Here is a 14,077-nt window from a genome sequence, read left to right on the forward strand (position 1 = left end):
TCTAATCAAAAAATAATGTACTCTATAAGTAAAAGTTAAATTATCTTCATTTGAAGATTTTTTGGTAAATATCAATAAACAACTTTTTTTCTTCTTCCCAATTATACTTCTCTCTCGCTTTAAAACTGTTCCTTTGCATTTCCTCTTTTTTTTCAGGATGATCTAGCAAATAATTTACTCCTTGAGCAATTGATACCGGATTGTGAGAATCGACACAAACTCCAATATTTTCTTTCTCAACTACACCTTGAATTTCAGGAAAACTACAAGCAACGACAGGTACACCGCTCATCATATATTCAAATAATTTATTAGAAGAAGCCGAATAATGGTTAAAACAAACATTATTTAATACTTGAAACCCTAAATAAGCATTTTTCGTATAATGACTTAGATCCTGTACTGGTACTTTTGGTATAAACTTTACTCGATCTTCTAATTTCATATCTTTCACCATTTGTTGTAATTCAGGCTTAATACGACCATCTCCAATGAACACCACAACACCCCGTTTAAATAAAGGAACTGCTTGTACCAATTTATCAAGACCACGTCCAATTTGAATTCCACCTTGATATAAAAGGATTGGTTCATCTCGTGAAACATTTAATATTCTATGTAATTTAATTGACTTACTCAGTTCTGGACGCGAAACAAACGGATAATTATGAATGACTTTTGGATAAAAACCATATAATTCTTCTGTATACTTTGCTCTTGTATGATTTTCCATAATCATTACATCACAAAATTTAATAAAAAATTTCTCCATGATCCCATAAATATTACTGTTATATCCCGTCCTACTCGTCTGTACTTCATGAGAATCATAAATTAACTTTTTCCTTCTCAATATTTTCGCACATATAAACCCTTGCGGTAATGTATTTAAATCGTTCGAGTGATATATATCATACTTCTTCTTTAATCCCGCTCGAACCATCCTAAACAAAATTGCTCCTCTCACAAATAAAGTAGCAACCTTTCTCTGCGAAAATAATAAAGCTAGTAATAGTAAACTAACTGTTATCATAGGGAACTTCCAAATTCCGAATACCAATAATAGACCAAGTACAGCCATTGTAGCGATATTTTTCATCGCCACCCTTTTGACACGTTTAGCCAACCCAAATATTTTCTGTAATACTGGTACTCTATTCTTCACACGCGTTACTGTAAAGCCCTCTTGACGTTTTTCCCATAAAGGAAGATCCTCTTGTTTCCAATCGTGAATACAAATTAAATCAACCTCATATCCAGACTCTGCCAAAGCTGTACATTCTCTTAATACACGTGCATCATTTGTGAAGTGATTCCATACAAACATGCACACTTTCTTCTGTGACATCTCTTTCCTCCAATATTTTCAATAAAGTTTCAATATTTGTTTTCCAGCGTAATGTTCGAAATGCATATTGATATCCATTCTCCCCTAGTCGATTTCGTAACTGCTTATCCTGTGCTAACTTGATAATGTAATCGCTTAGTTCAGCAACCGTTCTATCTTCAGTGACAAAACCACACTGAGCGTCTTCAATAACCTCTTTTGCATAACCAGCAACATCTGCAACAATCGGTTTTCTCATACTCATATAATCCATTACTTTCCCTGGGAGAACCTTTTTAAATACATCTTTTTCTACTAAACTCACATATGCTATATCTGCATCAACAATTTCAGCGAGGGTATCTTCACGATTTTTGGGCTCAATCAATTGCATATTTGGAAGTTGCTTTGCTTCAATACTCTCTCCAAGCTCTTTCTTTTGATAACCATATCCAATAATCTTAAATGAAATATTCTTATGCTCTTTCAAATGCTCTGCAATCAAAATTAATTTTTCTATATCTTGCGCTAATCCTATATTCCCTGTATAAATCACTGTTAATTGATCACTAATGTTCTTCTTTGGAACAGTAGATAATTCTTTTTCCGTTAAAGAATTAGGCATAAATGAAATGCGATTAGGGGCAATACCTGTAGAGGAAATATATGAATAAAAACCTTTACTATTAATAATAATGTTATCGGCAGCATGATATATTTTATACTCTAATTTATAAGCAAATTTTAGTATCCAATTTTTATTAAAAAAACCTATGCCTATTAAGGACTCCGGCCATAAATCCCTTACATCTACAATTAATTTCGCCTTCATTTTTCGTTTCGCAAACATCCCTGCTACAGGTATAAAAATGGATGGTGTGGAAACAAATATATAATCATATTTCTCTTTATCTTTACATATTGCCAAAATTAACCTAAAGGCAACTTCTATGTACAACATCAACCTTCGAAAAAGATTTCTTGTATATTTTCGTGTTTTGGGATGGATACGTACTATATCTTTTTCTATATTTTCATCATACCAATAACTCGAATCTTTGTATAAATTACGATTTGGATAACTAGGATCAGAAGTTAATATCTTGACATCATAACCTCGTTCATTTAATTCCAAGTATATATTTTTCATCCTATTAGAGGCACTACCAATTTCTGGATAAAAATTTTGTGTTACCATTAAAATTTTTTTCATACTAAATTAATCTCCGCTCACTTATGATGTTAGTATTACTTAAACAATCATTGTTATTTAAATCTTCAAATCAAATATTCTCAAAAAAAATCTAAATGTAAGATTTACACATATCTAAGAATACTATGAAACATTCATGAGTTAAATACCTTTCCAAAAATCCGTAAATTCATATTTAATAATAAAACTAGTTTTCAACCGAAAAATTTTCATATATAAATTACATAAAAACAGCAAAAAGTACCCATGCAAAACGAAATACACTCTCATGTTTTGCATAGGTACTTTTTAATTTTATTTTAGTGCACGACGTGGTAATTTATCGATATTCTCTAACATAATACCTGTACCAACCGCAACGCAGTGCATTGGATTTTCAGCAATTAATACTGGTACTTTTAGTTCTTCTGCTAGAAGCATGTCAATGCCGTGTAGTAAAGCTCCACCGCCTGTTAGAATTACACCGCGGTCGATGATGTCCGCTGATAATTCTGGTGGTGTGCGCTCTAGTACGCCTTTTGCAGCTTGTACAATAACAGCTGCATTTTCTTTTAATGCTTCTGTAATTTCTTCAGAGCATACTGTAATTGTGCGTGGTAAACCTGTTACCATGTCACGTCCACGAATTTCAAGCTCTTCGCTACGTGCACCTGGGAATACTGTACCAACTTTAATTTTAATATCTTCTGAAGTACGTTCTCCGATTAATAGCTTATACTTACGTTTAATATAATTTAAGATCTCCATATCAAACTTATCGCCAGCCATTTTGATAGAGGAAGAGGTAACAATATCACCCATAGATAGTACAGCGATATCCGTTGTACCTCCACCAATATCAACAACCATGTTACCGCTTGGTTGGAATATTTCCATACCAGCACCAACTGCGGCTACTTTTGGTTCTTCTTCTAAAAATACTGTTTTACCACCTGAACGTTCAGCAGCCTCACGAATTGCTTTTTGTTCTACTGATGTGATATTTGTTGGACAACAAATTAAAATGCGAGGTTTTGAAAAGAAGCTCTTTACGTCCAATTTGTTAATGAAATACTTTAACATTGCTTCTGTAATTTCGAAATCTGCGATTACACCATCTTTTAGTGGACGAATGGCTACAATATTACCAGGCGTACGTCCCACCATACTTCTTGCTTCTTCACCTACTGCTAATACTTTACCTGTGTTACGATCAATAGCAACAACAGATGGCTCATTTAATACAATACCCTTACCTTTAACATGGATTAATACGTTAGCCGTACCTAGGTCAATTCCGATATCTCGCGCAAACATTCCCGTTTTTTCCTCCTCGATATTCAAAATCAGGTTACACCCGAATTCTTTTACACCTAATTTCTGATTTTATCATAAATTTAACAGAAACGTAATATTCGCAAAAAGAATTCTTCTGAAAAATATTACCGAATTGAAACGGAATGTTCACGATTGTACCTTTATTGACGTACCGGCTTTTCTACATCTTCTTTTCTATACTTTTGTTTTGTTGCTTCTCCGCCTCTTAAATGACGAATAGACTTATGATAATCAAGAATTTCTTTCACTTCATTTGCGAGCTCTGGATTAATTTCTGGTAGACGTTCTGTTAAATCTTTATGGACTGTACTCTTTGATACCCCAAATTCCTTTGCAATTACACGCACTGTCTTTCTTGTCTCCACGATATACTTACCAATCTTGATAGTTCTCTCTTTGATGTAATCGTGCACACCACTCGCCTCCCTAAATTGGATGTGAGAAGTGTGAAATGAGCTTCGCTGCATACGACTTAGAAGTAAGTGTGAGTGCTGTTTGTAAGCGTTAAACATTCTTGGATTTATAATGAAATGATTCACGATTTCTCACCTCAAACACTCTCTTTGCTTTGGTTTATACCATTGTATTGCCCGCACTACTGATATATGCTACATGTTCACTATTTTTGCGGACTAAGTTAAGAAAAATTACGTTTTTTTGTGAGAAATACGTTAACAGTGACTATTTTGATAAAAAAAATGACACCTTATATAAGGTGTCATTCTTCTCGTTCAAACTCTTCTTCTAACAATTGATGGTGGGGAACCTCTTTCTTACTGGCAATGTAATAATATAAAGTGAATAAAACAAACAATAAAATAATAGCAGTCGACAGAACAAACAAAAATGACACAGTATCCCCTCCCTTTTGTAATATATATTCGAGAATCTCGTCATTTTTCCTTGTTATTGCAACTTTTTTCTCGAAATTGAGTATTTTTATATGAAAATAAAAAAATCAGCTCTCCTAGTGAGAACTGATTTTTTCACTTTCTTATTCTTGTGAAGAAGAACTATTAGATGATTCTGTAGAACCATTTGTTGATTTTTCTTCTTTCTTCGGTTCTTCTTTTTTGTCACTAGTCGAACCGCTTGTTGATTTCTCTTCTTTTTGAGCCTTATCTTCTGTTTTACTTTCTGGTGTCGTGCTCGTTGACTTCTCTTCTTTTTGAGATTTGTCATCAGCTTTTTTACCAGAAGCATTCGTTGCCTTTGCAGCACCTGCATCAGCTTTAATTTCTGCTACTGATTTATTTAAGTAGCGCTCAGGGTTCACAGCCACGTTGTCTTTACGTACTTCAAAGTGAACGTGAGAACCTGCTTCTTTATTCATTGCACTTAGACCGGATTTTCCTAATACTTCACCTTGTACAACTCGTGCACCTTTTTCTACTTTCACACTGCCTAAGCTTTGATAAGAAGCTGCTACACCATTTCCGCTATCAACTGTTACAACATAACCAAGAAGTGAATCTTTTTCAGCTTTCGTTACTGTACCACTTAAAGCAGCTGTAACATTGAATTCTTTTCCATTCTTCGCAGCAATGTCAATTCCTTTATTTGGGGAATATGTGTTGTTATAAAAGACAAGTGCTTTTTCTTGTTCCGCCTCAGTTGCTGCATCTTCATAGAACTTCTTCTGTACGACTACTTCCGCATTAGCAGGAGCTGGCATTTTCACTACTTCTGAAGACTTCGTTACTGGTACTGCTGGATCTTCCGTTTGTGTATATGGCGTTGCTTGATCTTGGTTCGGAGTCTTCTTCGGATTAGCTCCTTGGAACCATAGCGCAACCATTAAGATTACCGCTGCACAAGCAATGTATAGTGCCGGAAATACCCATCTTTTTTGAAATAAATGTACTACCTTTTGCGACTTTTTATTATTTCTTCCTCGCATTCCATCATCACCTCAGCAATCATTTTGAACAATATTCACGTATCCTATACAACGTATAACTAATTACTTTTCGACAAAATCTGTAAAAATATGTATAGGAATTGCAAAATTTCCGAGGAAATGATAGAAAAAAGAAAAAACTGAGCGTTTCGGCTCAGTTTTTAGTCTAATTGTTTCTTTTTATATACGATTAAACATGCAATAAGTGAAATAATAAGCCAAGCTCCAACATTTATCATATGTCCACTAATACTACTAAACCCAGCACCCTCTACTAAGCTTTTAATTGCTTTTTCAAGATGAAATGTTGGAAGATAACTAATCATTGTCTTAATAACTTTATTTTCAACCATTGGCTCAAATTGCACAGCTAAATACATCGTCATTAATATTGGCATTCCAATTAGTGATGTTTGTGGGACAGATTCAGCTAGTAATCCAATCATCGTTCCAATTAAAGTAAATAAAATTGTTCCACATAAGAAAACAAATGCTAGTAATAAGAAATTTCCACTTAATTGATCTAAAATGAATAAGTTTACAATAGAGATACCTAGCGTTAAACATGCTGTTAATATACTTTTCCCAAGAAGGACTTCAACAGAAGAAGCTGGTGATAGCATTAGCACACGTAACGTATGTTTTTCTTTCTCTTCTGCAATTACCATTGATTGAACAAACCCTGCAACGAATAGAAAGGCCATTAAAGTAATAATACCAACTCCTGCACTCCCTTGCCCAAACCTGCTAAATATAAATGCAAATATAATTGGTAAAGATGCCATTAACAACACTTGTGAATTGGTCTTAAAATCTTGTACCTCTTTTCTAAAAATAGCTGATACACGTCTCATTGAAAATGTCATTATAATCCCCTCCCAGTAACTTCAATAAAGATATCACCTAACGTTGGCTCATAAGAATGAATGGATAATAGTTCTCCTTTTTTCATCCATTCTGAAATGCGTTTTGCACCTAATTCATCTTTTTGTACCGTTTCTTTCTTCTTATCCTTTAACACGACTTGTATTTGGTCTTTCGCATACTGTAAGCGAAGGTTCTCCGGTGTATCAAGCGCTACAATTTCTCCGCTACATAGAAAGGCAATGCGGTTACAAAGCGTTTCTGCTTCGTCCATGTTGTGCGTCGTTAGGAAAATTGTCGTTCCTTCTTTATTTAAGTCTTTTAAGATTTTATGAATGTTTTGTACGTTAACTGGATCGAGTGCAGATGTTGGTTCGTCTAAGAAGAGGATATCTGGTTTATGAAGAATTGCTCTAGCTAATGTGACGCGCTGCTTCATTCCTTTTGATAATTTCTTTACTAATGTTTTTTTATCATCTAATAGATTCACTTGCGCTAGCACTTCATCGATTCGTTCTTTTTTACAATCATATAAGTCACAAAATAATAGTAAGTTATCATAAATGCTAAGTCTTTCATATAAGCCACTGTTGTCTGTTAAAATACCAATTCGTTTGTAATCGATACTACTTGGCCCTGTAATATCTTTTCCTAGTACTCTTACCGTTCCAACACTATGAAGTAATTGAGAAGTTAAAATTTTTACTGTTGTTGTTTTTCCAGATCCACTCGGTCCGAGGAATCCGAAAATCTCTCCTTGCTTCACCTCAATATTTACATTTCGAAGTGCCGTTTTTTCATTGAAGCTTTTCATTACATCTTTCATTTCAATTGCCAATGTCATCTCGTCATCCCCTTTGTTTTTTTCTTTTATAGATGAAAGTCGCTTTAGTGCTTTTCGTTTGTTTGTTTCGCTTTTCTTGACTCCATCATATGAAAAACAAAGGGTTTACGCAGTAAAATACCGGTAAAAGGAGTATTTTTACCGGTGAATGAATCATATTTTGAGCTTATTGGAGCACTTTTTATAGCCCAATCACGCCTTTTAATTCATCCATTCGTCCTTTCGAAAGCGGAATTGAACTTTTTCTTTCGTCATCCAAAATTAAACTAAAACTATTACGAGTCCACGTAATCACTTCTCGTACTCTTTGTAAATTCACAAGGTACGAGCGATGACATCTAAAGAAACCAAAACCTGTTAATCTCGCTTCTAGTTCACTTAATGTTAATGCACATACGAAATCACCTTCACGAACATGAATATGGGTTATTCCGTTTTGCGTTTCAATGAAATGAATTTCCATCGGGTCTAATAAAATGATTTTATCGTTCACTTTCGCTGGTATTCTTTCTAACTTCATTTGCGGAATCATTTGAATGACTTTTTCTTCATCGACTTCTTCTGCTTCTTCTTGTTCGATTTCTATTTTTTTCACACCATCATTGTTTAATATGTATACATCTTCTGTTAACGAAAGGGCATCCGATAGAAATGATGACGTAATAAAAATTGCCTTTCCTTGCTCTTTCATTTTCATAATTGCTTTTCGAATCATAATCGTACTCTCTGTATCTACATTTTGCTCCGGCTCTTCCAAAATAACTAAATCTGGATTATGAATCATTACTCGCCCAATATGAAGACGACGTTTCTCTGAAAATGATAGTTTTTCTATTTTAACGTTTAACTTATCTAAGAGACCGACAGATTGTACAACTTCTTCCATACTTATATTCGATTCATAAAGCCCTATTAAGAACTTGAAGTATTCCTTTACCTTCAAACGATCATATGCTTCATCTTTCAAAAAACAAAAACCGATGCGCGAATAATTTCTCTTTCCAATCACTTCCTCTTCAAATAGCACATTACCAGTTGAAGCTTCTTCCTCACCAATAATAATGCGGTGCAAAATCTTTGCTGTATGGTTATTACACTGCAAAACAACACATTGTCCCTTCTCAACCTTCAGTTCAACTGCCGGTAACTGATTTGTCTTTCCTAACTGTTTCAACTCCAGTAGTGCCATTCCGTCTCCCCCGAATACTTTTTTATCCTATTATACCAAACAATTAATGGAAAATTTAGATATTTTATGAAGCATTATAAAAAAAGAAGGACCGTCCCAACATACCTCTTAGGACGGTCCCTTTTACTCTACTTCTTCACCATCAACTTACCTTCATAATCGTTCATCGTCTTTATTTCAACACCTTTATAGTAATGAGCGACGATATCTGTATATTTCTTGCCTTCTGCTGCCATGCCGTTCGCGCCGTATTGGCTCATGCCAACGCCGTGGCCGAAGCCTTTCGTCGTAACAATGATTTTATCTCCCTCTTGTTTCCACTTGAAGTCAGAGGAGCGTAAATCTAACTTTTCGCGAACTTCTTTTCCTGTTAATGTTTTCCCTTGAAATGCTACGTCTTTTACTCGCTTTCCTTCCGTAAGATCTTTAATATTTCCAACCTTCCCGTCTGCCAGTACCTTCACACCGAGACGTTTTTGAAAGTCAGCTACGGTAAAGGTTTGCTCGCTCGTAAATTTCGGAGAAGCTTGATCCCACGGGCTATCTACACTCTTTAAATACGGATAATCATTTCCCCAATAATCAGCCGCATTTTCTGTCCGGCCATTACTCGTTGAGAAGAAGGATGCTGAGATTGGGTTTCCCTCATACGTTAAAACTTGTCCTGCGGTTTTCGAAACAGCTTCCTCAATTTTCTTCAAATTATTTTCGTAGTTATTGCCCCATTGTTTTTTCAATTCTTCTTTACTTTTGTACACTTGATCATTCACCGTATCTGTCACGTCCGCATTGTTTTTCTTACCTCCGCTTAGCATACGCTGGACTACAAATGTTCTCGCTGCTAATGCCTGCGCCTTTAGCGCCTCTATTTCAAAACTGGCATTCATCTCAGAAGCTACTACACCGGTCACATACTCCTCCATAGGTAATGATTCTACCTTCTTTTGTTTCTCGCGATATACAGCAACCTGAACCGCTGTATCCACTTTTCCTGGAGCTGGTATACTTTCTATCGCTGGAGGAGTTTTAGAAGCTACTTTTTCCCCTACTTTTGCTTTCGCAAACGGAATAACAAGAGCAGCAGGTACAATGATAACGAGCGCTATGAGAAGCACTACCGTGATAAAAAATGGCTTTGAAAATTTCATCTTATTTCCCCCAATATAAAAAAGCTTTACTCCATTCATTCTTATGGAACAACTCTTTCTTTTAGAACATACTTCAGGGGGAACAGTATAAAGTGAAACTTTTCTAAATATTTTTACTGGTACGTGCATAAGTATAGAATTTCTTGACTATAACAGTAATAACCCAAAAAAATAGCCTCTACGTCAAAAGACGTAGAGACTATTTCAATTAAGCGTGAAGATCAGAAACTTCTTGTTCTTTCACTTCTTCTACTTTTTCGTTTACACGTTCAATAGTTGCACCTAATGCAGCTAATTTCTTATGGAAATCTACATAACCACGGTCAAGATGCTTTAACTCAGTTACACGAGTGTAACCTTCTGATACTAAACCAGCTAAGATTAATGCAGCAGCAGCACGTAAATCAGTTGCGCCTACTTCAGCACCTTGTAAGCTGTTTGGACCGTTCATAATAACAGAACGACCTTCGATTTTAATATCAGCATTCATACGACGGAATTCTTCAACGTGCATAAAGCGGTTTTCAAATACCGTTTCTGTAATCATACTTGTGCCATCAGCTTGTAGTAATAATGCCATCATTTGTGATTGCATGTCTGTTGGGAAACCTGGGTGAGGCATAGTTTTAATATCAACCGCTTTTAACTTATCTGGGCCGATAACACGTACACCTTCATTTTCTTCGATAATTTTAACACCCATTTCTTCCATTTTCGCTGTAATTGAGCGTAAATGTTCAGGTACAGCATTTTCAATTAAGATGTCTCCACCAGTAATTGCCGCTGCAACCATGAATGTTCCCGCTTCAATACGGTCAGGAATAATAGAGTGGTTTGCACCATATAATTTATCAACGCCTTCGATACGAATCGTTCCAGTTCCAGCTCCGCGTACTTTCGCTCCCATCGCATTTAAGAAGTTAGCTAAGTCAACAATTTCTGGTTCTTTCGCTGCGTTTTCAAGGATTGTTGTCCCTTTTGCTAATGTAGCTGCAGACATAATATTTTCTGTTGCGCCCACGCTTGGGAAGTCTAAATAAATTTTAGCTCCTTTTAGTTCTCCCTCAACGTATGCCTCAACAAAACCGTTACCAACCTGTACTTTTGCTCCCATTGCTTCGAAGCCTTTTAAATGTTGGTCAATTGGACGTGAACCAATTGCACATCCACCAGGAAGTGCAATACGAGCACGACCATTACGTGCTAATAATGGTCCCATTACTTGAACAGATGCACGCATTTTACGTACATATTCAAATGGTGCTTCAATGTTTAGCTCTTTAGAAGCATCGATTGTTACTTGGTTATTTTCAAATACGACTTCAGCATTTAAATGACGTAATACCTCATTAATTGTGTATACATCAGACAAAACTGGTACTTCAGATAGTACATTCTTTCCATCACTCGCTAATAGGGCTGCAGCGATTATAGGTAATACAGCATTTTTTGCGCCCTCAACACGCACTGTGCCGTTTAACCGCTTTCCGCCACGGACGATGATCTTTTCCAAATTATTCCCCTCCGTGTCCTTTTTTCAGTATCTATTCACTCAATACTCAGAAGTTATGATCGGTGTGCCAACCACAATTGTATCTTTGTTGTCTGTAGAACGTATTGCTATTTGCACATTTATTTTCTCTCTATTTGTTGAAAGAGCGTCATCCCACTTTTTATTGTATGCGGAGACTGACACAAATGCTCTTTCTTCTATCTGTTCGATCGCTCTTGCTGAAAGATCTTTCAAAACCTGATTGGTTTTATTTTGCAAAACACCTTCAATCTTATCATTCAGTACACCTTGAACACAAGTGTAAATTATAGGTTTTTCACTAAAAATTTTATTCGTTTTTTGAATATACTTCGGGTCCCATTTCGCCCCGCTCACTTCAAAAATAATGAAAGTGTTTTCTTTAGTATTTTCCTTACTCCAAGTTACTACTACTCGTTCTTCATAAGAAGAAAATTTTTTATAGGATGTAGCTTTATATCCATCTGGAGATTGCTCTAATTCCCACTTTTGAATATTCGCCTTCTCCTTCACATCGTTTAACAACTTTTGAAACGTATGTATATTAGAAATTGTTTTTGTTTCTCGCGCTAACCATGACCATTTCTCTACTTTCGCATCATTTTTCTCTAAGGATGCGATCATGCTCTCCATCTTCTGTTCATCACTGATTGGTTTCATCTCTCTATACCCAACCAAAAATAAAACAACACTAAGTGCAACAATAAGAATGGCTTTAAGCTTCAATTTCATCCCCTCCTATCCCCATTGTTAACGGAGATATGAGGTTCTATACACTTACTTTACTAAATACGTTAAACTCTTTGAATAGCCTAAATAATCAAGGAAAAAGTTACTTACAGATGTCCCAATTGCAATTGTAATTAAGATGAGTAATACTCTCGTCTGCATCACCTTTCCAGGCTTCATTAAACGCTCAATGTGAATACCTTGTAAGGCCCACCACGTAATGGTAATAAACAATAAATGCGAAACAATGGCAATCAGTGCTTGTTGCCCTAAAAGATGTGCCAAAAAACCGACCCCTTTTTACCCAGCTACTACTTACGAAATCATATAAAAACGATACCATAATAAGTAGGAGCCACACTTTTTCAAATACAAATAAGCATCTTACATTTTACATCGAAATTTTTCTCTTTAAAAACGTATACCTATATGTATTTTCAATTGTAGTTCACACAAAATAAAAAGCGCAGAGTAACGACTCCACACCTTTTATTTTCACTATTGTACCACGTTCCCTAAGAAGAAGAAATCTTTCATTAATGGAAAATATTCATAAAAGAAATTGTATCCAATCATCGGCACAATCCCTAGTATTACAATCGAAATTGCGCAAAGGCTCATCACAATCTTTATATTGAGTGGCAAACGAATTTTCTCTTCTACTTCTCCCGTCCGGAAAAATATTTGTTGTAAAATACGGAAATAATATACGAATGAAATGACTGTCGTCCCCATCATAATAGAAGCTAGTACGTAATGAGCTGGCTCTACATGAAGAGCCCCTAAAAAGATGTTAATTTTCCCAATGAAACCAGCTGTTCCTGGTATCCCCGCTAACGATAAAATAAAAATCGTCATCACAATCGCTGTAAATGGCGATCTTTTATATAATCCAGTGAAAATGGTGATATTTTCTTTATCGCTTTGTAAGATTAAGCCGTGGATAATTGCAAACGCGCCTATATTCATAAGCATATATGCAAGCATGTAAAACCACATACTATCCATCGTAAATGGTGATAATGCGACAAGCGGAACGAGTAAATATCCCGCATGCGCGATTCCCGAATAAGCAAATAGGCGTTTTACGTTATATTGCTTTAATGCGACTACATTTCCAATAATCATCGTAATACTAGCTAGCACAGCGATATATATGCTCATACGTCCGTATAAAGATTGCATGTCTCCTTGCACCGATACACTTGCAAAAACCATGAGGAACAAACGAATGATGAGTAAGAAACCCGCCATTTTAGAAATTGTTCCAAGAAAAGCAGTAACAGGTGTAGCTGCTCCCTCATACACATCAGGTGCCCACATATGAAACGGCACTGTCGCAATTTTGAATGAGAGCCCAACGAGTAAGAGTAGGAATGCGAGAGCTAGTAATAACTGAATGCCACTAGCCAGTTCCCCGGCAAATACTTTTTGCATATCCACCATATTGGTTGAGCCTGTAATACCGTATAAATAACTCATTCCAAAGAGTGTAATTGCCGTTCCAATTCCTCCATTAATGACATATTTCATTGCTGCCTCATTTGATGCACGGTTCTTTTTTCGTATTCCTACTAAAATGTAGGAGGAAAGTGAAAGCAATTCTAAACCGACGAAAAGTGTAACGAAATCAACGCTAGAAGCCATAAACATCGCCCCAAGAAGCGCCATTAAAAATAAGTAATAATATTCTCCCTTGTCTTCAATTGGATTTTTCTTATCATCGCTCATTGCGGTGCACAAAATCAGGGCCGCCCCGCCTAACAACAACGTTTTAAATCCTTTTGAAAATCCATCTAACACAAACGATCCATTTAAAATATCTCCCGCTGGTTCGCCATATAGCGTAATTAACGACACGATTGCTAATACGACCGCCGCGATTGCACCAAGCGCTACGTATCTATGGTTCAGCTTAAAAAACAAATCACATATGGAAAGAAGGATGGCAGCCCCGAGAATAATGAATTCTGGCACCATGAGATGCCACGATAAGCTAAGTAACGTATTCATAT

General features: G+C 36.0%; 14 protein-coding genes. All 14 read right to left on the minus strand.

The genetic code is table 11. From position 1 onward, the window contains the following. Positions 1-46 precede the first annotated feature (46 nt). A complete protein-coding gene (locus AC0L0O_RS23715) occupies positions 47-1,348 on the minus strand; it encodes a glycosyltransferase (protein WP_428889165.1) in 1,302 nt (433 codons plus the stop codon). Beyond that, a complete protein-coding gene (locus tag AC0L0O_RS23720) occupies positions 1,299-2,540 on the minus strand; it encodes a glycosyltransferase family 4 protein (RefSeq protein WP_428889164.1) in 1,242 nt (413 codons plus the stop codon). The genes AC0L0O_RS23715 and AC0L0O_RS23720 overlap by 50 nt, the downstream gene beginning before the upstream one ends. Before the next feature lie 294 nt (positions 2,541-2,834). After that, positions 2,835-3,836 (minus strand): rod shape-determining protein, encoded by a 1,002-nt coding sequence (gene mreB / locus AC0L0O_RS23725; protein ID WP_000457985.1) that lies wholly within the window; start codon positions 3,834-3,836, stop codon positions 2,835-2,837. 161 nt (positions 3,837-3,997) lie between these two features. Then, the gene (gene spoIIID / locus AC0L0O_RS23730; RefSeq protein ID WP_000544012.1) at positions 3,998-4,270 is read right to left on the minus strand and encodes a sporulation transcriptional regulator SpoIIID; all 273 of its coding nucleotides are present in this window, start codon (positions 4,268-4,270) and stop codon (positions 3,998-4,000) included. A 305-nt stretch (positions 4,271-4,575) separates the two neighbouring features. Next, positions 4,576-4,710 (minus strand): hypothetical protein, encoded by a 135-nt coding sequence (locus tag AC0L0O_RS23735; protein WP_000008905.1) that lies wholly within the window; start codon positions 4,708-4,710, stop codon positions 4,576-4,578. Between the two features lie 141 nt (positions 4,711-4,851). Then, positions 4,852-5,757 (minus strand): M23 family metallopeptidase, encoded by a 906-nt coding sequence (locus tag AC0L0O_RS23740; RefSeq protein ID WP_134188576.1) that lies wholly within the window; start codon positions 5,755-5,757, stop codon positions 4,852-4,854. 161 nt (positions 5,758-5,918) lie between these two features. Then, entirely contained in the window at positions 5,919-6,623 is a 705-nt protein-coding gene (locus tag AC0L0O_RS23745; protein WP_000144470.1) for an ABC transporter permease, read from the minus strand. After that, entirely contained in the window at positions 6,623-7,465 is an 843-nt protein-coding gene (locus tag AC0L0O_RS23750; RefSeq protein WP_000170849.1) for an ABC transporter ATP-binding protein, read from the minus strand. The genes AC0L0O_RS23745 and AC0L0O_RS23750 overlap by 1 nt, the downstream gene beginning before the upstream one ends. Before the next feature lie 181 nt (positions 7,466-7,646). After that, a complete protein-coding gene (locus AC0L0O_RS23755; protein ID WP_075396257.1) occupies positions 7,647-8,654 on the minus strand; it encodes a LytTR family transcriptional regulator DNA-binding domain-containing protein in 1,008 nt (335 codons plus the stop codon). 128 nt (positions 8,655-8,782) lie between these two features. Beyond that, entirely contained in the window at positions 8,783-9,802 is a 1,020-nt protein-coding gene (gene spoIID, locus AC0L0O_RS23760; protein ID WP_428889163.1) for a stage II sporulation protein D, read from the minus strand. Positions 9,803-10,010: 208 nt separating this feature from the next. Continuing rightward, positions 10,011-11,315, minus strand: coding sequence for a UDP-N-acetylglucosamine 1-carboxyvinyltransferase (gene murA / locus AC0L0O_RS23765; RefSeq protein WP_000411264.1), 1,305 nt, complete (start codon positions 11,313-11,315; stop codon positions 10,011-10,013). A gap of 39 nt (positions 11,316-11,354) precedes the next feature. Continuing rightward, entirely contained in the window at positions 11,355-12,059 is a 705-nt protein-coding gene (locus tag AC0L0O_RS23770; RefSeq protein WP_000767907.1) for a YwmB family TATA-box binding protein, read from the minus strand. Positions 12,060-12,110: 51 nt separating this feature from the next. Continuing rightward, positions 12,111-12,347, minus strand: a complete 237-nt coding sequence (locus AC0L0O_RS23775) for a DUF1146 family protein (RefSeq protein ID WP_000940742.1) — start codon at positions 12,345-12,347, stop codon at positions 12,111-12,113. Between the two features lie 213 nt (positions 12,348-12,560). Continuing rightward, positions 12,561-14,075 carry an NADH-quinone oxidoreductase subunit NuoN gene (nuoN, locus tag AC0L0O_RS23780; RefSeq protein ID WP_346428331.1) on the minus strand — a complete coding sequence of 505 codons (1,515 nt, stop codon included), beginning with the start codon at positions 14,073-14,075 and terminating at the stop codon, positions 12,561-12,563. Between the last annotated feature and the right edge of the window lie 2 nt (positions 14,076-14,077).

Source organism: Bacillus sp. GS3m_15504, from assembly GCF_055825275.1.

Excerpts from the sequence above, each read along its gene's own strand:
- mreB (WP_000457985.1), bottom strand. The coding sequence starts at position 3,836 with ATGTTTGCGCGAGATATCGGAATTGACCTAGGTACGGCTAACGTATTA.
- AC0L0O_RS23745 (WP_000144470.1), bottom strand. The coding sequence starts at position 6,623 with ATGACATTTTCAATGAGACGTGTATCAGCTATTTTTAGAAAAGAGGTA.
- spoIID (WP_428889163.1), bottom strand. The coding sequence starts at position 9,802 with ATGAAATTTTCAAAGCCATTTTTTATCACGGTAGTGCTTCTCATAGCG.
- AC0L0O_RS23715 (WP_428889165.1), bottom strand. The coding sequence starts at position 1,348 with ATGTCACAGAAGAAAGTGTGCATGTTTGTATGGAATCACTTCACAAAT.
- AC0L0O_RS23755 (WP_075396257.1), bottom strand. The coding sequence starts at position 8,654 with ATGGCACTACTGGAGTTGAAACAGTTAGGAAAGACAAATCAGTTACCG.
- nuoN (WP_346428331.1), bottom strand. The coding sequence starts at position 14,075 with ATGAATACGTTACTTAGCTTATCGTGGCATCTCATGGTGCCAGAATTC.
- AC0L0O_RS23720 (WP_428889164.1), bottom strand. The coding sequence starts at position 2,540 with ATGAAAAAAATTTTAATGGTAACACAAAATTTTTATCCAGAAATTGGT.
- AC0L0O_RS23740 (WP_134188576.1), bottom strand. The coding sequence starts at position 5,757 with ATGCGAGGAAGAAATAATAAAAAGTCGCAAAAGGTAGTACATTTATTT.
- AC0L0O_RS23750 (WP_000170849.1), bottom strand. The coding sequence starts at position 7,465 with ATGACATTGGCAATTGAAATGAAAGATGTAATGAAAAGCTTCAATGAA.